Origin of the sequence: uncultured Campylobacter sp. (genome assembly GCF_938045205.1) — a bacterium.
In the GTDB taxonomy this organism is placed as follows: domain Bacteria; phylum Campylobacterota; class Campylobacteria; order Campylobacterales; family Campylobacteraceae; genus Campylobacter_B.
This window is the reverse complement of sequence record NZ_CALIMY010000095.1, coordinates 12,085-32,330: the sequence shown is the minus strand read 5'-3', so window position 1 is coordinate 32,330 and position 20,246 is coordinate 12,085. Positions and strand designations below refer to the sequence as shown.

Annotated in this window: 18 protein-coding genes; 2 read left to right on the top strand and 16 right to left on the bottom strand. The window is 47.9% G+C overall.

Annotated features, from left to right (window positions below):
* A partial coding sequence (locus Q0198_RS05265; RefSeq protein ID WP_297895852.1) for an alanine--tRNA ligase-related protein occupies positions 1–732 on the bottom strand: 732 nt, incomplete at its 3' end.
* A gap of 121 nt (positions 733–853) precedes the next feature.
* Here Q0198_RS05265 and Q0198_RS05260 point away from each other — a divergent pair.
* Positions 854–1,726, top strand: coding sequence for a Gfo/Idh/MocA family oxidoreductase (locus Q0198_RS05260; RefSeq protein ID WP_040304050.1), 873 nt, complete (start codon positions 854–856; stop codon positions 1,724–1,726).
* Complete coding sequence (gene hemH, locus Q0198_RS05255; protein ID WP_297895850.1) at positions 1,723–2,820, top strand: ferrochelatase; 1,098 nt, start codon at positions 1,723–1,725, stop codon at positions 2,818–2,820. The genes Q0198_RS05260 and hemH overlap by 4 nt, the downstream gene beginning before the upstream one ends.
* Positions 2,821–2,836: 16 nt before the next feature.
* Here the strand turns inward: hemH and Q0198_RS05250 are convergent, their stop codons facing one another.
* From Q0198_RS05250 to sstT, 15 genes are all read right to left on the bottom strand, one after another.
* A complete protein-coding gene (locus Q0198_RS05250; RefSeq protein ID WP_177386614.1) occupies positions 2,837–3,406 on the bottom strand; it encodes a hypothetical protein in 570 nt (189 codons plus the stop codon).
* Positions 3,407–3,505: 99 nt separating this feature from the next.
* A complete protein-coding gene (locus Q0198_RS05245) occupies positions 3,506–3,634 on the bottom strand; it encodes a hypothetical protein (protein WP_297895849.1) in 129 nt (42 codons plus the stop codon).
* A gap of 58 nt (positions 3,635–3,692) precedes the next feature.
* The gene (locus Q0198_RS05240; RefSeq protein WP_297895848.1) at positions 3,693–4,928 is read right to left on the bottom strand and encodes a nucleotide sugar dehydrogenase; all 1,236 of its coding nucleotides are present in this window, start codon (positions 4,926–4,928) and stop codon (positions 3,693–3,695) included.
* Between the two features lie 464 nt (positions 4,929–5,392).
* Entirely contained in the window at positions 5,393–7,213 is a 1,821-nt protein-coding gene (locus Q0198_RS05235) for a penicillin-binding protein 2 (RefSeq protein WP_297895846.1), read from the bottom strand.
* Between the two features lie 62 nt (positions 7,214–7,275).
* Entirely contained in the window at positions 7,276–7,959 is a 684-nt protein-coding gene (gene aat / locus Q0198_RS05230) for a leucyl/phenylalanyl-tRNA--protein transferase (protein ID WP_297895844.1), read from the bottom strand.
* The gene (locus tag Q0198_RS05225; RefSeq protein ID WP_297895842.1) at positions 7,959–10,340 is read right to left on the bottom strand and encodes an AAA family ATPase; all 2,382 of its coding nucleotides are present in this window, start codon (positions 10,338–10,340) and stop codon (positions 7,959–7,961) included. The genes aat and Q0198_RS05225 overlap by 1 nt, the downstream gene beginning before the upstream one ends.
* Before the next feature lie 15 nt (positions 10,341–10,355).
* Positions 10,356–10,661 carry an ATP-dependent Clp protease adaptor ClpS gene (locus Q0198_RS05220; RefSeq protein ID WP_297895840.1) on the bottom strand — a complete coding sequence of 102 codons (306 nt, stop codon included), beginning with the start codon at positions 10,659–10,661 and terminating at the stop codon, positions 10,356–10,358.
* Positions 10,651–11,349, bottom strand: a complete 699-nt coding sequence (locus Q0198_RS05215; protein WP_297881269.1) for a TlpA family protein disulfide reductase — start codon at positions 11,347–11,349, stop codon at positions 10,651–10,653. The genes Q0198_RS05220 and Q0198_RS05215 overlap by 11 nt, the downstream gene beginning before the upstream one ends.
* 55 nt (positions 11,350–11,404) lie before the next feature.
* Entirely contained in the window at positions 11,405–11,869 is a 465-nt protein-coding gene (gene smpB / locus Q0198_RS05210; RefSeq protein ID WP_005871759.1) for an SsrA-binding protein SmpB, read from the bottom strand.
* 125 nt (positions 11,870–11,994) lie between these two features.
* Positions 11,995–12,738 carry a 4-(cytidine 5'-diphospho)-2-C-methyl-D-erythritol kinase gene (locus Q0198_RS05205; RefSeq protein ID WP_297895838.1) on the bottom strand — a complete coding sequence of 248 codons (744 nt, stop codon included), beginning with the start codon at positions 12,736–12,738 and terminating at the stop codon, positions 11,995–11,997.
* Positions 12,739–13,562: 824 nt separating this feature from the next.
* Positions 13,563–14,411 carry a tRNA pseudouridine(55) synthase TruB gene (gene truB, locus Q0198_RS05200; RefSeq protein ID WP_297895836.1) on the bottom strand — a complete coding sequence of 283 codons (849 nt, stop codon included), beginning with the start codon at positions 14,409–14,411 and terminating at the stop codon, positions 13,563–13,565.
* Positions 14,404–16,464 carry a UvrD-helicase domain-containing protein gene (locus tag Q0198_RS05195; RefSeq protein ID WP_297895834.1) on the bottom strand — a complete coding sequence of 687 codons (2,061 nt, stop codon included), beginning with the start codon at positions 16,462–16,464 and terminating at the stop codon, positions 14,404–14,406. Before Q0198_RS05195 ends, truB begins: the two co-directional genes overlap by 8 nt.
* Positions 16,461–16,868 carry a hypothetical protein gene (locus Q0198_RS05190; RefSeq protein ID WP_297895831.1) on the bottom strand — a complete coding sequence of 136 codons (408 nt, stop codon included), beginning with the start codon at positions 16,866–16,868 and terminating at the stop codon, positions 16,461–16,463. The genes Q0198_RS05195 and Q0198_RS05190 overlap by 4 nt, the downstream gene beginning before the upstream one ends.
* Position 16,869: 1 nt before the next feature.
* Positions 16,870–18,747: a M3 family oligoendopeptidase gene (locus Q0198_RS05185; protein ID WP_297895829.1), complete on the bottom strand. Its 1,878-nt coding sequence runs from the start codon at positions 18,745–18,747 to the stop codon at positions 16,870–16,872.
* Between the two features lie 111 nt (positions 18,748–18,858).
* The gene (sstT, locus tag Q0198_RS05180; protein ID WP_297895827.1) at positions 18,859–20,118 is read right to left on the bottom strand and encodes a serine/threonine transporter SstT; all 1,260 of its coding nucleotides are present in this window, start codon (positions 20,116–20,118) and stop codon (positions 18,859–18,861) included.
* Between the last annotated feature and the right edge of the window lie 128 nt (positions 20,119–20,246).

The window sequence follows — 20,246 nt, the reverse complement described above, 5'->3', positions numbered from 1 at the left end:
GAAAAGCGAGCTGTCGTAGTTGCTAAATTTACCCTCTTTAATCGCCGTGACGCGCTCAAGCCCCATGCCCGTGTCGATGCTAGGCTTTGGAAGCGGGCTAAGCTTGCCGTCTTTGCTGCGCTCGTACTGCATGAAAACTAAATTCCAAATCTCTAAAAAGCGGTCGCCGTCGCCGCCCATATAATCCTCGGGCGAGTGAAAATGCTCCTCGCCCTGATCATAAAAAATTTCGCTGCACGGCCCGCACGGCCCGGTATCGCCCATCGCCCAAAAATTATCATGATCGCCGAAGCGGTAGATACGCTCCTGCGCTATGTGGCGCGCCCAGAACTCGTAAGCTTCGTCGTCCTTTTCATGCACGGTGACGTAGAGTTTGTCTTTTGGAAGCTTTAAAATTTCAGTGATAAACTCCCACGCATAGGCGATCGCCTGCTCTTTGAAATACTCGCCGAAGCTGAAATTGCCAAGCATCTCAAAAAACGTATGATGGCGCGCGGTGTAGCCGACGTTGTCTAGATCGTTGTGCTTGCCACCGGCGCGGATGCAAGTCTGACAGCTCGTGCGGATAGGCGGGATCGGGCGCGGTACGGCTCCTGTAAATATGCTTTTAAACGGCACCATGCCCGCATTTGTAAAAAGCAAGCTATCATCATCTGGCACCAACGGCGCGCTGGGGATGATCTGATGGCCCTTGCTTGCAAAGAAATTTAAATATTCGCTTCTAATATCCATGATTTGTCCTATTTCAAGTTAAATTTTAAAGGCGCATTTTAGCTAAATTAGATTTTAAAAATTATAAATTTTAACCATTCTTAGTTATAATGGCGCGAAAGATTAAATTTAGGGCATGGCGATGAAAAAAAAGATAGCGATCATAGGCATGGGCGAGCTTGGTCAAAAGCACTTCAGCGAGCTAAGAAGGAGCGATTATTTCGAGCTTGTAGCGCTTTATCATAAGGGCAGCAGTGAAAATTTCGGCCCGCGCTATCCGATCTTTGATAATCTAACCGATCTTTTTAACGTCGCCAAGCCCGACGCCGTAGTCATCACAGCTCCCCCGCCATCGCATAAAGAGCTGATTTTAAAATGCCTGCCGTTTACCAAAAATATCTTTGTAGAATCTCCACTTGCACAAAGCCTAGCCGAAGCTAGAGAGATAAACTACGCAGTCACCACTAACGGCACGCGCCTAGCCGTAGGCTACTCCGACCGCTACAATCCAGTAATCGTATCCTTGCTACGCGAGCTTGCCAAGGGGGATAAAATTTTTTCGATGAGCTTTGTAAGCGGCTTTGCAAACGATGATAGAGCAGATATCGTAGCCAATGCCCTTTTTAGAGATATCGATCTTGTGCGGCTGCTTTCTCACAGCGAGATCGCCTGCATAGAACTTAGCAAAAATATCTCTAAAGAGCGCACTCTAGCCGCATGTGCAACGCTTCACACAAAAAGCGGCTGCTATTGCACGCTAATGCAGTCCAATCTCTATCCGATCAGACGCCACGGCATCGAGATTTGCACCGACAGCGGCGTGTATTTCGGCGATCTAATTTCAATAACTCTTTTTAAAATTACGCCTGATGGGCGCGTAAATCTGCGCGTCGATCGCGATGACTTTTCGCTACGGCGTGAACACGAAGCGTTTTGCGCGATGTGCGACAGCAGCACTAACGCAGGTCTTGCAAGCGTGGAGGACGCGATAAAAATCAGAGAAATCATCTCATGAAAAAAGCCCTAATTTTGCTCAACATGGGCGGTCCGAACAATCTGAGTGAGGTTGAAGTTTTTTTAAAAAATATGTTTAACGACCCCTTTATTTTAGGCATTAAAAGTGATTTTTGGCGCAGCGTTTTAGCCGCACTCATAGTAAGAAGCAGAGCGGCGGCGGCACGCAGTAACTACGAAAAACTGGGCGGACGCTCGCCGATATGCTCCATTACCGAAGCACTTTGCGAGCGGGTAAATGAACTAGCGCGAGCAAAATTCGGCGCGGGGTTAAAATTTGAAGGCACAGCGGATGCGGGCGCCGCGAATGAGCCGCTGCAAGACATTTCATTGCAAAGCAAGCCGCCGCGAGACGTCCCGACGCATGGCGAGCCGCTACAAAATGAAGCGCCGCAGGATGAAAAACCGATAGACGAGCTAATTTGCGATTATGCGATGAATTATACGCCGCCTTTTGCGGAGGATGTATTTAAAAAATATGCGGATTTTGACGAGATAATTTTGATGCCTTTGTATTCGCACTTCTCAAAAACTACGGTACAATCGAGCCTGTGTTCTGCCGAGGCGGCGCTTAAACGGCTCGGTATAAAAAATTATAGAATCATCGACATTTTCTACGACAACGCCGCTTACAACGAAATTTTACTAAATTTAATCGCAAGTTGCGTCGCGAAATTTAGCGCGGATGAAATTTCGCAAATTTCGCTCATATTTTCCGCCCATTCGCTGCCGGTAAAAATGATCACCGCGGGCGATCCATACGAGGCGCAGGTAGAGGCGCACGTGGAAATTTTAAAAGATCTGCTGGCTGCGCGCGGGATTAAATTTAAAGAGATCATTTTGGCGTATCAATCGCGCCTGGGCCCCGTGAAGTGGCTAGAGCCCAATGTCGCGGACGTTTTGCGAGATCTGCAGAGCAAAAAAGCGCTCATATTTCCGATCGCATTTTGCGTGGATAACTCCGAGACCGATTTCGAGCTGGATATTTTTTATAGGGCCCAGGCGCGCGAGCTGGGTTATGAATACTACGAAGTGTGCAAATGCCCGAACTCCCGCGAGGATTTCGCGAAATTTATACTCGCACAGGCGTTGTAAATTTAGAGATTAAAATTTAATCTTTTAGTTTGGATTTTTTATATTCTTTATGAAGCTTGAGGATTGAATACAATGCGGATAAAAATAGCAATATACTAGTTAAGGTTAGTATATTTCTTTGAAAATATAAATTATCCCAATCCTCTGCATTTGAGGTATGTATTTTTGTTCCATCGCAATACCCGTATTCATTTAAAAATCTTTCCGACATTTTAATTTTTACGCAAATTTGATCTATATAGTTTTTGTAAATTAAATCACAAAATTGCATACCGAATTGTTCATAATCTGTCTTGCTATTTCCGATATGCAGATCAAAAATTTTACCGCTTCCTCGCACGGATATATTGCAGCCGGTTCCGCCACGATAGCTATCATATTTATGAAATTCGCTTATAGTTCCAACAAAAACAAAAGGATCTTCTATATTTTTTCTACTAGGTGCGCTTTGATATGCTATCAAAAGAAGTATCGGTGCGATAAATGAAACGCAAACAACGATTAGCGTTATAAAAGTATGCTTCCGATCAAAGCCGAATTTAATCAAATCATACCAATAATCTACGTAGTAAAGCGGGTTTTTCATTGTATTCCTTTAATAGCTTTTGGTAAATCAGAATATTCTTGTAGCGATTTAAAACCACCTGTAATAAGTACACCTTTTATCAACACTTCCTCTACTCATCTATATCTCCTTTATTAAAATTAAGGCATTGGAATTTTGAGCGTCAGAATTTTCCTGTGAGCCTCGCTCTAAATTTTGACGCCGCTCATTTATAATTTTCTTTAGCTCTTCGAGCCTTGCTTCGTTCATCCTTATCCCTCGCTAAGCCGCCGATTTAGAAGTCTAAATTTAACCCCCAAGCTAAATTTCAGAGCTTTCCTTGCGCGTCTTTATAGACATTTTTCACGTCGTAAACCAGCGAGCCCGCGTAATCAAGCTCAAAAAACTGCTTATGCGCTACGGCGATTACGACGCAGTCAAATTTGTGCAAGTCGGGCTTTTGCAGCAGATCGATGTCGTAGTACCTCTTAGCGTCGGCGGCGCTCGCCCAAGGGTCATAGACGCTTACCTCGCAGCCGAAATTTTTAAGCTCGTTTATCATATCCACGACGCGCGTATTGCGGGTGTCGGGGCAGTTTTCTTTAAACGTAAGTCCCAAGATCAAGACCTTTGCTCCCTTTACCTTTTCGTCGTATTTTATCATCATCTTAACGACCTCCGTAGCGACGTAGCTTCCCATATTATCGTTAATGCGGCGGCTTGAGAGGATGATTTCGGGGTGATAGCCCACCTCGGTCGCTTTCTGCGCCAGATAATACGGATCAATGCCGATGCAGTGCCCGCCCACGAGCCCCGGACGGAAGCTTAAGAAATTCCACTTCGTAGCCGCCGCGTCGATGACGTCGTTGGTGTTGATACCGAGCTTGCCGAACAGGATCGCAAGCTCGTTGATAAAGCCGATGTTGATGTCGCGCTGGGTGTTTTCGATCACCTTCGCAGCCTCGGCGACCTTTATACTGCTAGCGCGAAAGGTGCCGTTTTGCAGGATGCTAAGATAGACGCTATCTACGACGTCCAGAGCCTCCGGGGTACTTGCCGAGACGATCTTTTTAATCTTAGTGACGGTGTGAATTTTATCGCCCGGATTGATCCGCTCGGGCGAATATCCGCAGAAAAAATCGCGGTTAAATTTTAGCCCGCTGGCTCTCTCAAGCACCGGCACGCAGTCCTCCTCCGTAGCGCCCGGATAGACGGTGCTTTCATACACGACGATGTCGCCCTTTTTAAGCACGGCTCCGACGCTTTCGCTGGCCTTGATTAGCGGCGTGAGATCGGGGCGATTTAGCCTATCTACTGGCGTCGGCACGCACACGATATAAAAATTACTCTGCCTCATATCATCTAGATTTGCGCTAAATTTAAGCCCGTTTTTAATCGCCGCAGCAAGCTCCTCGTCGCTAAGCTCCAGAGTGCGGTCGTGCCCGCCGCGCAGCTCGTCTATGCGCTCTTGCGAGACGTCAAAGCCCACGACCTCGTGTTTTGCCGCAAACGCCGCCGCCAAAGGAAGCCCCACGTAGCCAAGTCCGATTATCGCTATTTTCATTTTTCCCTCATTTGCTTTCATATTTTCCTCTTTTCTTTGCGTTAAATTTCGTCGTTAAACCTTGCCGCTAAACTCGTTAAATTTCGCAGCTGCACGGGCATACGACGCGAATTTAATAGCGCCGCGTTTTAAATTTAAACAGCTAAGCTCACTCGCTGTTTTACTTGCGTTACTTGCGTGACGGCAAATTTAAAATTTTGCCTTGATACAGAATTTTACGTCGCACCGAAATTCTGTATTGCGATAAAACTCCACCACCTTAGCGCAGCAAGCGGCACAGCATAAAATCCCGCGTCGCGATAGAATTTCATCTTCGTGCCGTTAAAATTTTACGCCGATAAATTCTATGCCGCCAAAATTCCGCGCCGTAAAATTTAAACGCCTTAAAATTTCAAAAGTCGCGCTAAATTCCGTGAAATTTCGTCGCCGCAAAATTTTAAAAAACCTCGCGAAATTTAGCAAATTTAATCTTTAATTTCAACTGCCTCATCCTTGATCTCGACCTTTTGCGTGGCGTTTGCGTCAGCTGCGGGCTTTAGATAGCCCTCCTCTATCAAAATTCCCACCGCCCGCTTAAATATCGGCAGTGCGTTTTGAGCGGCGTAGTAGCTGCCCCTTTTAGGCTCGCGCACCAAAACGCCGATCGTGTAGCTAGTGTCCGCGTCGTTGGCAAAGCCAAAAAACGAGCTATTATAGGCGCTCGAATAGCCGCCTCCCTTGGCGATGCGCGCAGTGCCCGTCTTGCCGCCGATTTGCAGCCCCGCTACCCGCCCTTTGCGCCCCGTGCCGCTCTCGACCGTTTTGATTAAAATTCCTTTAATCACGTCGGCGGTAGGTTTAGAGATTACCTGGCGGGTTTCGCTTTCGTTAACGGTGTAAGTTTTGCCATTATTTTCGAGATTTTCGACTAGGCGCGGGCTGATCATCACGCCGCCATTGTTAAAGACGGTATAGGCATTGAGCATCTGAAGGAAAGTCATCTGCGCGCCGTAGCCGTAGCTGATCGTGGCTTTGTAAATTTTATTATTCAGGCTTTTGATGCTAGGTATATTTCCGCTCTGCTCATACGGCAGATCGATGCCCGTTTTTTGCGACATACCGAAGTTCATCAGCCCGTCATAAATAGCCTGCCCCTCCAGCCGCTCTGAAATTTTAATCATTCCAATATTTGAGCTGTGGATGATGATCTCCTCGCCGCTCATCTGCTTTGCAGGATGCGTGTCGCGGATCGTGCGAGTACCAAGCTTATAGCTGCCGTTATAGGTGTTGATGATCTCTCCCGGTTTGACGGCTTTGGCATCATAGGCGATTGCGAAAATTATCGGCTTCATAATCGAGCCCACTTCGTAGGCGTATTCGCTCGCGGTAAAATTTAAATTCTTAAGATCGTTTTTCGTGATGTTTGAGGGGTCATAGCGGGCATTGGTCGCAAGGGATAAAATTTTGCCCGTTTTGGAGTTCATAATGCCTACCACGATTTCTCGCGCATCGTAATTATCAGCGCCCTCATCGCTTAGGCGCTCTATCTTTCTTTGCAGCGTTAGCGGCACGCTTAGGCGGACATTGTAACCGTCGATCCTGCCCGTTTTTTTGCTGCTACGCTCTAGGATGATGTTGCCGCCGATATCGCGCGGGCCCACGATAAACTCATCTCTAACCGGCGCTAGATAATACTCATAGTACTTCTCGATCCCCTTAATTCCGCTAACCTTGGTGATGCCATCAACCTCTTTTTTATTGATATAGCCGATTAACGGAGTGAGCGAATCACCGACATTGTAGCTGCGCTTTTCGCCGCTTTCGGTCACGCTCATGCGGATAGGCGGATTTAACCTGCCGTTTGAGCCCATGAAGCTGACGAAGACCTTTTTTAAATTTAGCTTATATGCAAGCTCTTTTAGATGCACTGCGGTTTTGGCGTCGATCTTATACGACAGCACGGTCGTGCCGCCAGAGCCCTCGATCGCGCTTTTGACACGCTTTTCGCTATCACCCGTGTAGATGCAGTATAGCCGCACGAAAAGATCAAGCTTGTTTTTATCGATGCTGCGTGCGTCGACGCTAACTTTATAGAGTTTGACGGAATTTGCCGCGACGTAGTTATCTTTTGCGATTATCGCGCCGCGGATCGCGCTGTTGGTTTCATTGACATCCAGGCGCGGTAGCTTGCGCTCAGTGCTGCCCCAAAAATATAAAATCGCCAAAAATACAAAAAGCGCCGCCGGCACGAATATAAACATCACAATAATCATACCGACCGAGGAGCTTTTATCTCTTTGCCACATCTTATTTCTTTAAAATTCTAAATTCTGCGCGTTTTTCGTGCTGCCGCATTTCAAGCTTTGGCTCAATGCTGCGCTCCGTGCGAAACTTTAAGATCCGCAAAGCGCTCAAAGCCGCTATCTTGCACACTAAGCTCAGCAAATAGAGCGAGGAATTCCGCTCGCGGCATCTCTTTAGCACCCATAAATTTCAGATGCTCATTCATAATCTGACAGTCGATTAGAAAGCCGAAATTTGCAAGCACCTCACAAAGCCTAATCAGCGCGACTTTCGAAGCGTTGCTCTTTAGGCTCAGCATACTCTCGCCGCAAAACACCCGCCCAAAAATTAGCCCGTATAGCCCACCCACAAGCTCGCCATCTTCGTATGCCTCGACGCTGTGAGCGTAGCCGTCTGCTGCCAAACGCGAGTAAGCCTGCACGATCTGCTCGCTGATCCACGTGCCGTCGCTCTCTTTTTTTCGTACGTCTTTGCAGCGCTCGATGAAGCCCTTAAAATTCGCGTCAAATTTCACTTCATATCGCTTAAGATAGGGCTTAATGGACTTTTGCACACGCACTTCACGCGGATCAAGCACTGCGCGCGGATCGGGCGACCACCATAAAATCGGCTCATCCTCGCTAAACCACGGAAATATCCCTGCGCTATAAGCGCTAAGCAAGCAATCCTCGCTCAGATCGCCGCCGCTTGCAAGTGGCGCAAAAGCGGGCGCATCCATGGGATCTGGAAAATCGTAAAACCGAGCCATTATTTAACGACACTGCTTTGAGCTAGTGCAGGTTGCTTTTTTTCTATCTGCGGCAAAGGCGTAGAAGCAAAGCTAAAGCTTAGCTCGCCATCTTTTACGCTCACGCTAACCAAGCCGCCCTCTTGCAGCGCGCCAAAAAGCAGCTCGCCGCTTATATGATCGCTGATCTGAGAGCTGATCTCGCGCTTTAAATTTCGCGCTCCAAACTCGTCCGAATAGCCGCGCGAGATAATCAAATCTTTTGCTTCCTTGTTTAGGCTAATTTTTACGTTTTTTAGCTGCGACTCCAGCTCACCGATAGTTTTATCCACGATCTTTTCTAAAATTTCGCCGCTTAAGCGGTTAAAATTTATGATTTTATCGATGCGGTTGCGAAATTCTGGCGCAAAAAAGCTTTTTATGGCACTATCTACTTTATAGCTCTCGTCCTTCGTAAATCCAACCTGCGGCGCCTCTTTCGTGCCTAAATTCGACGTCATTATTATGATCGTATTTTTAAAATCGGTCGTAACGCCGTTGTTATCGGTAAGACTTGCGTTATCGAAAATTCCTAAAAAAATATTCGTCATGCTAGGATGAGCTTTTTCTACCTCATCAAATAAAATGACGCTATAAGGGTGCTTTTTGATATTATTCGTTAAAATTCCACCGTTTTCAAAGCCCACGTATCCGGGAGGTGCGCCGATGAGCCTAGAGACGCTGTGAGCTTCCATATATTCGCTCATATCATAGCGCTCAAAATGCACTCCAAGCTGCGCGGCTAAGACCTTAGCTAGCTCACTTTTGCCCACGCCGCTGCTACCTGCAAACAAAAATACCCCGATAGGAGAGCTTGCACCTCCAAGCCCGGCGTAAGAGCGTAGAAGTGCCTTACAAAGACTGCTAACCGCTTCGTCTTGACCGAAAATTTCACGCTTGATATTGGCTTCTAGATTTTTTAGTACCTGTTTATTATCGACGCTACTGCTTAAATTTGCGATATTCGCGCTAATCGAAAGCGTATTTACTAAATCGTCCTTACTGATTTCAAGCGGAGCTTCGTGCGGCTTAAACGCAAAGCTCGCACCCACCTCGTCGATGAGATCAATGGCGCTATCGGGAAGGAATTTATCGTTTTGATATTTTTTAGCAAGCGTTACGCTATCACGCAAAATTTCGTCGCTAAATTTTACGCCGTGAAATTCCTCATATTTTTTGGCTACGCCTTTTAAAATTTCGACGCTATCGTCGATACTAGGCTCGCTCACATCGATCTTACAAAACCTGCGGCTAAGCGCTTTATCCTGCGAAAACGAGCGGTATTCCCCGTATGTAGTAGCGCCGATGACCGATAGCTCGCCGCTTGCAAGCGAAGGCTTTAGGATGTTTGACATATCAAGTTCGTTGCGATTGCCCGTGCCTGCGCCAACGATCGTGTGAATTTCATCGATAAATAAAATCGCGTTTTGATTGGCGCTAAACTCGTCTATGAGATCCTTTAGCCTCTCTTCAAACTCCCCGCGTAGCGTAGTGCCTGCGATCAGAGCGCCAGCATCAAGGGCGTAAATCACCTTATTTTTTAGCTTTTCTGGCACTTCGCCACGGACGATTTTTAGCGCTATACCCTCTATGATCGCTGTTTTACCAACTCCTGCTTCGCCCACTAAGATCGGATTATTTTTCTTGCGGCGACAGAGGGTTTGCAGCGTCTTTTCGATCTCTTTTTCGCGTCCGATGAGTGGATCGATCTTACCTTCAAGCGCAATTTTATTGAGATTCGCTGTATAAAGTGAGCTAGGCGAGTCCTTTTTAATATCGCGCTCGTTTATGGCGTCCTTTTCGCCCTCAAACGCAGGCTCAAATTCCGTATTCTGCCACTGCCTGCGGCTTTCGTCGTAATTCATCGCATGCGTGATATCATCGATATCGTATGAGTTTAGCTTAATCGCTGCGGCTTCGTCGCGAGAAACGACCTCATCGCGGTGATCGAAAGCGGATTTGTACTTTCGCACAATGAGCTCAAAAATCGCGGCATTGATACCGTAGTGATTTAAAATTTTAGTGCAGTCGTTTTCCTTATCATTTAGAATTTTAAGCATAAAATCAAGCTCATTTTTAGGCTCTTTAGCGTTATTTAATTCAGTATAGAACTGCTTAAATTCTATCGTCTGCGCTGGAGCCTTGCCACTTGATTTAGGCATCATATCCAAAAGCCCGCCCAGATTATCCAAGATATTTAGGTAGTTAATATCCGGAATTTCTTTGGCGATGAGCCCGTGAAAGGGCTTATTGTATTTAAAAATCGCATAAACTACGTGCGAAGTAGTAATGTATTCGTCCTCGCCGTCGTTTGCGACGCTGATTGCTTGTTCAAAATGTTTGTTTAAAAAAAATCCTATCATTGCTTTCCTTTAAATTTAATCCTCTTCGATCTCACATCTAAGAGGGAATCCTGCGGCCTTTGCCGCTTGTAAAACCGCTTGTTGCTTGCACTCGGCTATCTCTTTAGGATACGCGCCGCAAACCGCGCGACCCTGCCTATGAACTTTCATCATTAAATCTACGGCGTCGTTAAAGTTTTTGGCAAAAATCTCCATCAAAATATAAACCACGAAATCCATCGTCGTCACGTCGTCGTTGAGTAAAATCACTTTATACGGACGAGGCACGAAAGATTTTGTTTTGGCGCGAGTGTGAATCTGCACGCCGGTTTTAGTTGCCATTTTTTATCCTGGCGATATCGCTTTTTATCACATCGGTATCGACCATACCTAAGTAATACGGCTTGCCCCGCTCATCACCCTCGTTAATGTCGGTAAGCCTTTGATATTTTCCATCTTTAAGTACTACCTTAAAAGGGATCGAAAGCGCGTGGCGATAACCGATGTCGCTTAAAATTTGACCTACTATACGCTCATTTTGTTTTGAATTGGAGATGAAATAATACGCATTAAACTTTTTCGTAAAATTTTCGATCACCTGCGCGTCCGTAATGTCCTCAAAATAAATCAAGCCGACCATTAGAAAATCCGCGGAATTTTTTAACTGAAAGTCCATCAGATGCGGCGCTTCGATGCGGCATGGCTGACAGTAAGTACCGAAAATATCAAACATTAAAATTTTATCGCTGTCCGCAAGCTTAAAGCCCTTTTCTGTCCGCTCAATCGTTACCTCGCCGCCTACGACGCTTTTAAGCGTAAGGCGCTCGCCCGTTTTAAACGGCGTAAAAGCTACCTCCTCGCCACTTTCTCCGCCAATACGCTCGCCATTTTTATCTTGAGCAGAATTTTTTGCCATCTGATTCTCGCTCGCGGCAGGATTCTCGCCAGCAGAGCCCGTCTTTTTCTGCGAATCATCTCCACAGCCACTTAAAACAAAAATCGCCAAACATGATAGTAAAAATTTCTTCATTGCATTTCCTTCGGGTTTAAATTTAAGCCCGCATTTTAACCAAAGTTTTGTGAATTTAAAATGAATGCTTGTCGTATCGCTTCATCGCGCTTTGCGCTTCGCGGTCGGCTTCCTTGCGCTTTAGCGATTCGCGCTTGTCATGCAGATTTTTGCCTTTTGCTAAAGCGATACGCGCCTTTACGCGGTTTTTATCATTGAGATACAGCGATAAAACCACGATGGTAAGACCCTCTTTGCTAACCGCGCCCAGAAGCTTATCGATCTGTTTTCGGTGCATCAAAAGCTTTCGCGCCGCCCCTTCGTCGGGACGAAAGTGCGCGTTGGTGCTTTCAAGATAGCTGATATGGGCATTTAGCAAAAATAGCTCGCCGCGGATCACGCGACAAAAGCTATCTTTGAGATTGCCCCTGCCCGCGCGCAGAGCTTTGACCTCGCTGCCCTTTAGCACGATGCCCGCTTCAAAGCTTTCAAGTATCGTAAAATCGTGAAATGCCTTGCGATTTTTACTCAGTTCTTTCATCTTTTTCCTTCTAAATTTAGTCCTAAGCTTAGCCCGTTTTTGCTTAAATTTAAAAGCGGGCGAGCGAATTTTAAATTTTATCTTTAAATTTGGCTTTTAAATTTTAACCGCGCGCCTTGGAATTCTTATTTTAAGAAAAACACGCTGCTGCCGCTGCCGCTTAGAAACATATCGCGATACTTGCTCATCTGCGGATATAGCTTTATGCACGGCGCGAAAAGATCGTTCAACTCGAAATTACCGTATCGCGTCAGCAGCTGCTCGCTACTTAAACGCAACATCTCTTGAGCCTGCGCGGCGTCTATATTTTGCATAAAGCTTGCGCGAAACTCATTATAAACCGCGCCGGTAGAGCAAAAGATCGCTGGCGTTAAAATTTCGATCGCGGGCAGGCGGTCCTCGAAAGGCTCGATGATCTCGCCGATACCGCGCACGTTTGCGGCCTCAAGCCCGCTAACAAAAAACGCGACGTCCGCGCCGATATTTTGCGCGATTTTGGTAAGCCGCTCGCGCGGAATTTTTAAGCTTAATTCCTCGTTCGCAAGCCGTAAAAACGCGGCCGCATCGCTACTGCCGCCCCCAAGACCCGCGCCGATCGGAATATGCTTTTTAAGCACGATCTTGTGCGAGCTGAAAAATTCCGCAAGCTCGCGCGCAAAGCCCGCCTGCTCAAGCGCCGCCTTGGCTTTTAAAATTATGTTATCCGCGATCTGCGCGGCGCCACATTCAAGCGCAAAGCCGCTCGCGCGCTCGAAGCTTATCTCATCAAACAGCTCCCTGCGCAGCACGAAGCGCGAGGCGATCTCGTGGTAACCGCCGCGCGTGCCGACGACTTTTAAAAAAACATTGATCTTTGCATAAGCCTTCAAATTTTACTCCTTCTGCGCTTTGGTGCGCTTGCGTTAAATTTAGCCTGCAGCAAGCCCATCTAGCGCGATTAAAATTCCGATCCGTGCGCGAGTTAAATTTCAGCCTGCGACGCGCCCCGTCCAGTGCGATTAAAATTTCAAAACCGCGTGCCGTGAAGTGCGCGCCGCGGAATTTAACCCGCGATCGCGGCGCCCGATACATAAATCTTATAAAGCGCGAAATTTTAATCCGCAACGCATGCGGCGGAATTTCAATCCGCGGCGCAAATCTGTCTTAGCGATTAAAATTCCAAGCCGGCAAAATTCTAGCCGCACCGCTGCACGCCGCACTAGGTCATAAATTTAGTTTAGCGGTATGCCGCCCGCTGCAAAATCAAACCCATCGGCGCAGACTACGCATTACCGCAAGCCGAAATTTCATTCGACAAAAACTGCTTGCTGCGCCGCAATAAGCCCCAACCTGCGCGTTTTATAAATCGCGAAATTTTAACTCACGGCGCGTTGTAATCGCGCACCAAAAAGCAAATCAAAACGCCGTTCCGCCGGATCCGCCGCGTTTAAATTTAACCCCCGCGGATTTATTCCTTTTCACAAGCGAGCGTCGCCTGCCTAGTCGCACGTTTAAATTTACGCCGCCCGATGCCGATTTTACGATCTGTGCACAACGAAAAAGTGTGATCGCCCACTGCTCCGCACGATAAAATTTAGCCGCACATAGCAGCGTCCTATGCGAGTAAATTTAAAACGCGCCGTATTTATGATCGCTTCAAAATTTCAAGCCAGGGCCGTCCGATTAAAATTTAGCAGCAGGCTAGAGCCGCTGATTAAAACGCGCCGCCTGCGATCGGAACGTCGTTCCAAAGATAGCGCACCTCGCCCGAGCTTATCTCGATGATCGAGTAAAAATCGCCGCAGATAAGCAGATAGCGGCCGTCCGCGCGGCTCGCCAGATCCTTTGCGGCAAGCTTTTTGCCCAAGATCACGTCGCGCGCATCGCCGTCGTAAAAGTTTGGCTTAAGATCTAAAAACTCGAGCGGATTTAGCGCCGCCTCATCCGCAAAGCGCGGATCTTGCAGGTCAAAAGTCCCCTCGCTCTCCCGCCTAAGCGCGCTAAGTGTACCGCAAACGCCTAGCTTGTCTGTCAAAATTTGCGCAAAAGAGCGCACGTAGCCGCCCTCGCTGAGTGCGACGCGAAAGCTCAAGAAGGGGTGAGCGTAGCTTAAAATTTCGGCATCAAAAACCCGCATCGAGCTCTCTTTTAAACTCACCTCTTCGCCCGCGCGAGCGAGCTTGTATGCGCGCACGCCGTCAATTTTCTTGGCGCTGAAAGCGGGTGGGATAAATTTTATCTCGCCGCGCATTTGCGCCATCGCGGCATCTAAAACCTCGCGCGAAAGCGGCGGAATTTGCTCCACGCGCCCTATGTTTTCATTATCGCCGCTTGGGCTTTGCGCGCCCAACCACAGCGTCGCAGTGTAAACTTTTGGCTCCTTTTTTAAAAATCTAAAAAAGCGCGCGTATTGCCCGAATGCCACGATCAGCGCGCCGCTTGCGAAAGGATCGAGCGTGCCGCTAAAGCCCGCCTTTTTCACGCCGTATTTGCGCTTTAGAGCGCTTAAAAATTTATTGCTGCCGATACCCGCGGGCTTGTCCGCCAAAAACAATCTATTCATAAGAGCCGATCTTTTCTACGAAATTCGACATTATCACGCGCGAAATTCCGCCGAAATTTATAGTGAGCCGATCGCCGTTTACCGCCGTGATCTGTCCGATCCCGAAGAGTTTGTGTTTGATCAGCTCGCCCTTACTAAAGCTGCTGCTTTGCTCGCGCGGCGGCTCTTTAGCTACCAAACCCGCCTCGGCTATAAATCTGCTAACATCCAGCCTCTCGCGCTTGCCGCGATAAAAGCGGCTAGCCGCAAAGCTAAGCGTGAGAGTGCGTTTGGCGCGCGTAATCGCTACGTATGCGAGCCTACGCTCCTCCTCGATGTCATTGCTGTCGCCCAAAAGCGGGAAAAAGCCCTCCTCCAGTCCGATTACGAAAAGGTGCGAAAATTCAAGCCCCTTGCTCGCGTGCACGCTCATTATATTTATCGTATCGCCCATGATAGCGTCTTGATCACTAAGAAGACTCAGCTCGTTTAAAAATTCCGCCAGATCAAAATCGGGCTTATTGCTAGCTTCGTCCTTCAGCATCGCCAAAAACTCGTCGATATTTGCTACGCGATCGGCGCCGTCCGGAAGCGAGGCATAGTAGGCCTTTAGCCCGAAAGCGGGCTCCAGCGCGTCTATTTTTTTGATCGTATCGGCTAGCGCGGAGATAGAAGCGATGCCGTTTTTAAGCTCCGCTAGAGCCTGCGCCGCCTTGGCGCTAAGCCCCGCGTCCGGCTCGCTAAAAGCGTCAAATAGACTGATAAGTCGCAGGCGCGAAAGCTCCTCGAGCTTTGCCATCGAGACCTTGCCGATGCCGCGCTTGGGCACGTTTATGATCCGCCTCATCGAAAAGTCGTCGTGCTCGTCGTTTACTAAGCGCAGATAGGCGATCGTATCCTTAATCTCGGCGCGCTCGTAAAATTTCACGCCGCCTACCATTTTGTACGGGATTTTGGCTCGATTTAGCCCCTCCTCCAGCGCGCGCGAAAGAGCGTTTACGCGGTAAAGCACGGCGATTTGAGAGGGCGCTACGCCACTTGAAAGCAGCTTTTTGATAGCTTCTGCGATCTTTGCCGCCTCGATACTCTCCTCGTCTGAACGCAAAATTTCGATCTTTTCGCCGCCGCCGTTCATGCTAGTAAGGCTCTTGCCGAGGCGGTTTTTGTTGTGCGAGATAAGCTCGTTTGCGGCATTTAAAATTTCATCCGTGGAGCGGTAATTTTGCTCGAGTTTGATAAATTTTACGTTTGAGAACTGATCTTTAAAATTTAGAATATTTTCTATCCGCGCGCCGCGCCAGCCGTAGATACTCTGATCGTCATCGCCCACTACTACGAGGTTTTCGTGCGCGGTGCAGAGCTTTTGCAGCAGTTTGAATTGAATGTCGTTGGTGTCCTGATACTCATCGACCGTGATGTAAGCGTAACGGCGCGAAATTTCATCGCATAGCCGCTCATTGGCGCTTAAAATTTTATAAGGCAAGATCAGCAGATCATCGAAATCCACCAGACTATTCGCCGCCAAATACGCCTCGTAGCGTTTATATGCTCTAGCGCAATGCGCGTAAAATCCGCTATACATCCTGCTTAGCTCGTCATCTTCGCCCTTTAGAAGCTCGTCGATATCTTTGGGGCCGATCAGAGAATTTTTGTAGGTTGAAATTTTAGCCGCTAATAGCGATGTGGGTAAATTTATCTCAAAGCCCTTGATGATCTTTTTCTTATCGTCGGTATCGATTACTTGGAAGTTTGCGCTACGCCCAAGCTCGCTAATATGAAATTTCAAAAACAGAAGTCCAAATTTATGAAAGGTGCACAAAAGCGGCACGCTGCTTAAATTTAGCCCGCTTATCAGATTAAGCGCTCGCGAGCGCATCTCGGCGGCGGCTTTGTTCGTAAACGTAAGCGTGAGAGTATTTTCCGCAGGCACGCCATTTGCGAGCAGATAGGCAAGGCGCGCGGTGATCGTTTTAGTTTTGCCGCTGCCCGCACCCGCTAAGATTAACATCGCTCCGTCAACGTGGCTCGCAGCCTCGCGCTGAGCGGGATTAAGACCTTCTAAAATATCGCTCATTTTGAAAAAATTTTACGCGATTTTTCGCGCTTAAGCCACTCGGACTCGGGCTGGGAGAAATTTACCGCGATAGGTTTGCCGTCCACGACGATCTGTAAGACCGCGTAAAACGGCACGCTAAGCGTGCTTGCAAAATCTTGCGGTCCAAATCCCGCCTCGAAAACCAGCTCATCCTTGCTAAGGTGTGCGCTAGAAAGCGTGTATTCCTCCAGCTGCAAAAAGATCGCGGGCATTTTGAAGCTTTTTAAAATTTCCTCCGGCAGCGGCGGGTCAAATTTTATCTGATCCGTCCTCGCAACGATGCCAAATCCATATCCAAGAGCCAAAACGTAGTCCAAAACCGCGCCTATATGTGTGCTGCTCGCAGCGATAAATTTATCGTCTTTTAAAATTTTATCTATCATCCTAACCCCTCACAAACTCATCTACAAGCGCTGCGACCTGCTCTATGCCGATGCGCCAAAACTCGCTTTTATTTATGTCAAAGCCGAATTTCGCCACTAGCTTTTGCGGCGCGTCGCTGCCGCCCGAGCTTAAAAACTCGGTGTAAATTTGAACGAAATTTTCGAGCCTGCCACTCTTATACAGCCCGTAAAGCGCGAGCACCAAAAGCTGCGCGTAGGCGTAGGAGTAGCAGTAAAACGGCGAGTGGATGAAGTGCGGGATGTAGCTCCACCAGCTTTTGTAATGATCCTGCAAGATTAGCTCGCCCGCAAACATCTTGCGCGACTCCTCCATCCAAAGCTCATTAATACGGTCTACGCTTAACTCATCCGCGCTCGCATGCACGCGCCGCTCAAAGGTCGTAAATCCGATCTGGCGGTAAAGCGTGGCGAAGATATCCTCGATCTTTGCCGCAAGCATCGCTCTTAGCGCGGCCTTATCGCTTGCAGTCTGTGAGGGCGTATCCGTATCGCGTGCTGCGTATTCGCACGAACCCACAGAGCCTTGCGAGGCGGAGTTTTTTACGGCGTGCTTATTTGGAATTTCACCGCCCTGAGCCTCTTGCGAAGCTTCGCGTTTAAAATTTTGAGAGTCGTTTAAATTTGAAAAATTTTCGCGCATATAATCAAACACCAGCATCTCGCAGAACACCGACGCGGTCTCCGCCGTCGTTAGCGGCGTGAAGGAGTTAAAATAGCCCACGCCGTAGCTTAGATACTGATGTATCGCGTGCCCAAGCTCGTGCGCGAGGGTAAATACGTCGCGGCGCTTGCGCGTAAAATTTAAAAGCACGAATGGGTGCGTATCGCGCGAGCCCGAATGCGAAAACGCGCCGCTTTGCTTATTTTGCGCGGGCATCGCGTCGATCCAGTTTTGCTCAAACGCGATCAGCACGATCTGCTTAAATTTCGGGCTAAATTTTTCAAACGCCGCAAGCACGATCTTTCTAGCCTGCTCGAAGCTAAACTCGCTCTCATCGCCCCCAAGAGGCGCGTATCTGTCGTAATCATACAGCGCGTCGTAGCCTAAAATTTCGCGCTTTTTGGCGTAAAATTTGCCGACCAGAGCGAAGCTTCGCTCCGCTTCTGTGATTAGCGCATCGACACTTGCGATGTTTATCTGATTTTCCTCGTGCATCACCGCCTCGGCTTTATCGTAGCCGCGCAGCTCGCAGCGAATTTTAAGATCGGTTTTGATCATATTGTAGATGTAGCCAAGCAGGTGGGAATTCTGCTCTAGCACCGCGCTTAGCGAGGCTGCGGCGTCCTTTCGCACCTCGCGATCAGAACTATGAAGCAGGCTTAAAATTTCCTCCTCGCCAAGCTTTTGCCCGCGAAAATCAAAGCTCATCCGCGCCATACTCTCGTCAAAAAGCCGCGAAAACGCCTCGCCGCTTACGGGCGAAGTTTTTAAAAGCACGCTTTCTTGCGGAAGGCTTAGCTGGTGGGCCTTGCGCCGCTTAAGCAAGTTCAAATAATATCTGAATCTCCCGCTTCCTGCGATAAACTCGTCCTGTTTTGCGGCGTCAAGCTCGTTAAACTCAAGCTCGAAAAAAAGCAGGCTCTGCGAAATGTCGTTGCAAGCCTGCTCTGTCTTGGCCTGCTGCGCCCCAAGGCTCGTATCTCGCGCGAATCTAAGATGCGCAAAGCTCATTATTTTTCCGATCTGCTCACTGATGCTCTCATAAAGCTCAAGCGCGCTTAAGAATTCTGCACTGCTTAGCGCGTGAAGCTTGCCTTTAAATTTAGCTTCAAAATCCAGGGCTTGCGCGGAGGCGCTATCTATCGCGGCGCTAAATTCTGCTTCGTTTGCAAACAGCTCGCCTAAATTCCAATTCATCGATTTCCTTTTAAAATTTTTGGATAATTTTATCAAAAAAGAATAAGTAAAATTTTAAAAACCGCAAAATCCGCCGCAGGGACGGAATTTGCGGTAAAATTTTAAGGTGAGTTATTTTTGCATACTTTGCGACGCGATCGCCGTAAAAATCACGTCCGTGGAGCTATTGATCGCGGTTTCTACTGAGTCTTGAATCACGCCGATGATGAAGCCGATCGCGACTACCTGCATTGCGATGTCGTTTGAGATATTAAAGAGCGAACACGCAAGCGGTATCAGCATCAATGAGCCGCCGGGCACGCCGCTAGCGCCGCACGCACCGACCGCCGAGACCACACAAAGCAGTAGCGCCGTCCAAAAATCGGGACGCACACCAAGCGTATGAGCCGCAGCAAGCGCTAAGATCGCGATTACCACCGCAGCGCCCGCCATATTTATCGTAGCTCCCAAAGGGATCGAGATCGAGCTTAGCTCGTCGCTGATACCGAGCTTTTTGCATAAATTTAAATTTACCGGGATATTCGCCGCCGAGCTGCGGGTAAAAAACGCTGTGAGGCCGCTTTCGCGCAGGCAGGTAAATACGAGCGGATATGGATTTTTCTTAATCACCGCAAAGACGATGAGCGGATTTACCACGAGGGCTACGAACGCCATCGCACCTACTAGCACGACTACTATTCGCACGTATCCAAGCAGCGCATCGACGCCGGTTTGATACACGGTAGAAGCTACTAGACCGAAAATTCCAAACGGCGCGAGTTGGATTACGAACTGCACGATTTTGGTTACCGCTTCGCTCAGATCGGTAAAAATTTTTTTCGTTTCGTTGGTACAAAATTTAAGCGCGACGCCAAGACCTATCGCCCAGGTTAAAATTCCTACGTAGTTTCCGTGCGCGATAGCGTTTAGCGGATTATCTACGACCTTAAAAAGCAGATCTTTTAGCACGATCCAAACGCTCGCAGGAGCGGTATTTTCCGCCGCGCCGACATTACTAAGTGCAAGCTCCGTAGGGAATAAAAAGCTGGTCGCCACCCCCACGCACGAGGCTAAAAAGGTGCCTACAATATATAGGACGACCACGCGTTTTAAGCCGCTTGCGCTGCCGTATTGTTTATTTACGATCGAGCTTAAAATCAAGATAAAAACTAAAATCGGAGCTACCGCTTTAAGGGCGCCTACGAATAAATTTCCTAAAATTTCCGCAAAAGCTACTACGTTTATTAAAAACGAAGTGTGCTCTGCCGCAATATCGCCCGCCGTCGAACGCGCAGCAAAGCCCAAAATAGCGCCTATTATCAAACCTGTAACTATGCGCAGAACTAGATTTTTATCTTTGTAGCTGGCTACTAATTTTTGAATCGAACTCATTTTTTACCTTTCAATCAAAACGTCGTTTGAAATATATCGAAATTTTATTTAAGCGCATTTAAATTTGGGCGAAATTTCGTAATTTTTAGTTAATCTTAAAACCTCGTTAGATAAAATGCCCCGAAATT

What these genes read in the sequence shown, in the direction of transcription:
- smpB (WP_005871759.1), bottom strand. Translation starts at nt 11,869, where the DNA reads ATGAAAGAACTGAGTAAAAATCGCAAGGCATTTCACGATTTTACGATA.
- hemH (WP_297895850.1), top strand. Translation starts at nt 1,723, where the DNA reads ATGAAAAAAGCCCTAATTTTGCTCAACATGGGCGGTCCGAACAATCTG.
- Q0198_RS05195 (WP_297895834.1), bottom strand. Translation starts at nt 16,464, where the DNA reads ATGAGCGATATTTTAGAAGGTCTTAATCCCGCTCAGCGCGAGGCTGCG.
- Q0198_RS05185 (WP_297895829.1), bottom strand. Translation starts at nt 18,747, where the DNA reads ATGAATTGGAATTTAGGCGAGCTGTTTGCAAACGAAGCAGAATTTAGC.
- Q0198_RS05225 (WP_297895842.1), bottom strand. Translation starts at nt 10,340, where the DNA reads ATGATAGGATTTTTTTTAAACAAACATTTTGAACAAGCAATCAGCGTC.
- aat (WP_297895844.1), bottom strand. Translation starts at nt 7,959, where the DNA reads ATGGCTCGGTTTTACGATTTTCCAGATCCCATGGATGCGCCCGCTTTT.
- Q0198_RS05215 (WP_297881269.1), bottom strand. Translation starts at nt 11,349, where the DNA reads ATGAAGAAATTTTTACTATCATGTTTGGCGATTTTTGTTTTAAGTGGC.
- Q0198_RS05235 (WP_297895846.1), bottom strand. Translation starts at nt 7,213, where the DNA reads ATGTGGCAAAGAGATAAAAGCTCCTCGGTCGGTATGATTATTGTGATG.
- Q0198_RS05245 (WP_297895849.1), bottom strand. Translation starts at nt 3,634, where the DNA reads ATGAACGAAGCAAGGCTCGAAGAGCTAAAGAAAATTATAAATGAGCGG.
- Q0198_RS05220 (WP_297895840.1), bottom strand. Translation starts at nt 10,661, where the DNA reads ATGGCAACTAAAACCGGCGTGCAGATTCACACTCGCGCCAAAACAAAA.
- Q0198_RS05240 (WP_297895848.1), bottom strand. Translation starts at nt 4,928, where the DNA reads ATGAAAATAGCGATAATCGGACTTGGCTACGTGGGGCTTCCTTTGGCG.
- Q0198_RS05250 (WP_177386614.1), bottom strand. Translation starts at nt 3,406, where the DNA reads ATGAAAAACCCGCTTTACTACGTAGATTATTGGTATGATTTGATTAAA.
- Q0198_RS05260 (WP_040304050.1), top strand. Translation starts at nt 854, where the DNA reads ATGAAAAAAAAGATAGCGATCATAGGCATGGGCGAGCTTGGTCAAAAG.
- Q0198_RS05190 (WP_297895831.1), bottom strand. Translation starts at nt 16,868, where the DNA reads ATGATAGATAAAATTTTAAAAGACGATAAATTTATCGCTGCGAGCAGC.
- sstT (WP_297895827.1), bottom strand. Translation starts at nt 20,118, where the DNA reads ATGAGTTCGATTCAAAAATTAGTAGCCAGCTACAAAGATAAAAATCTA.
- truB (WP_297895836.1), bottom strand. Translation starts at nt 14,411, where the DNA reads ATGAATAGATTGTTTTTGGCGGACAAGCCCGCGGGTATCGGCAGCAAT.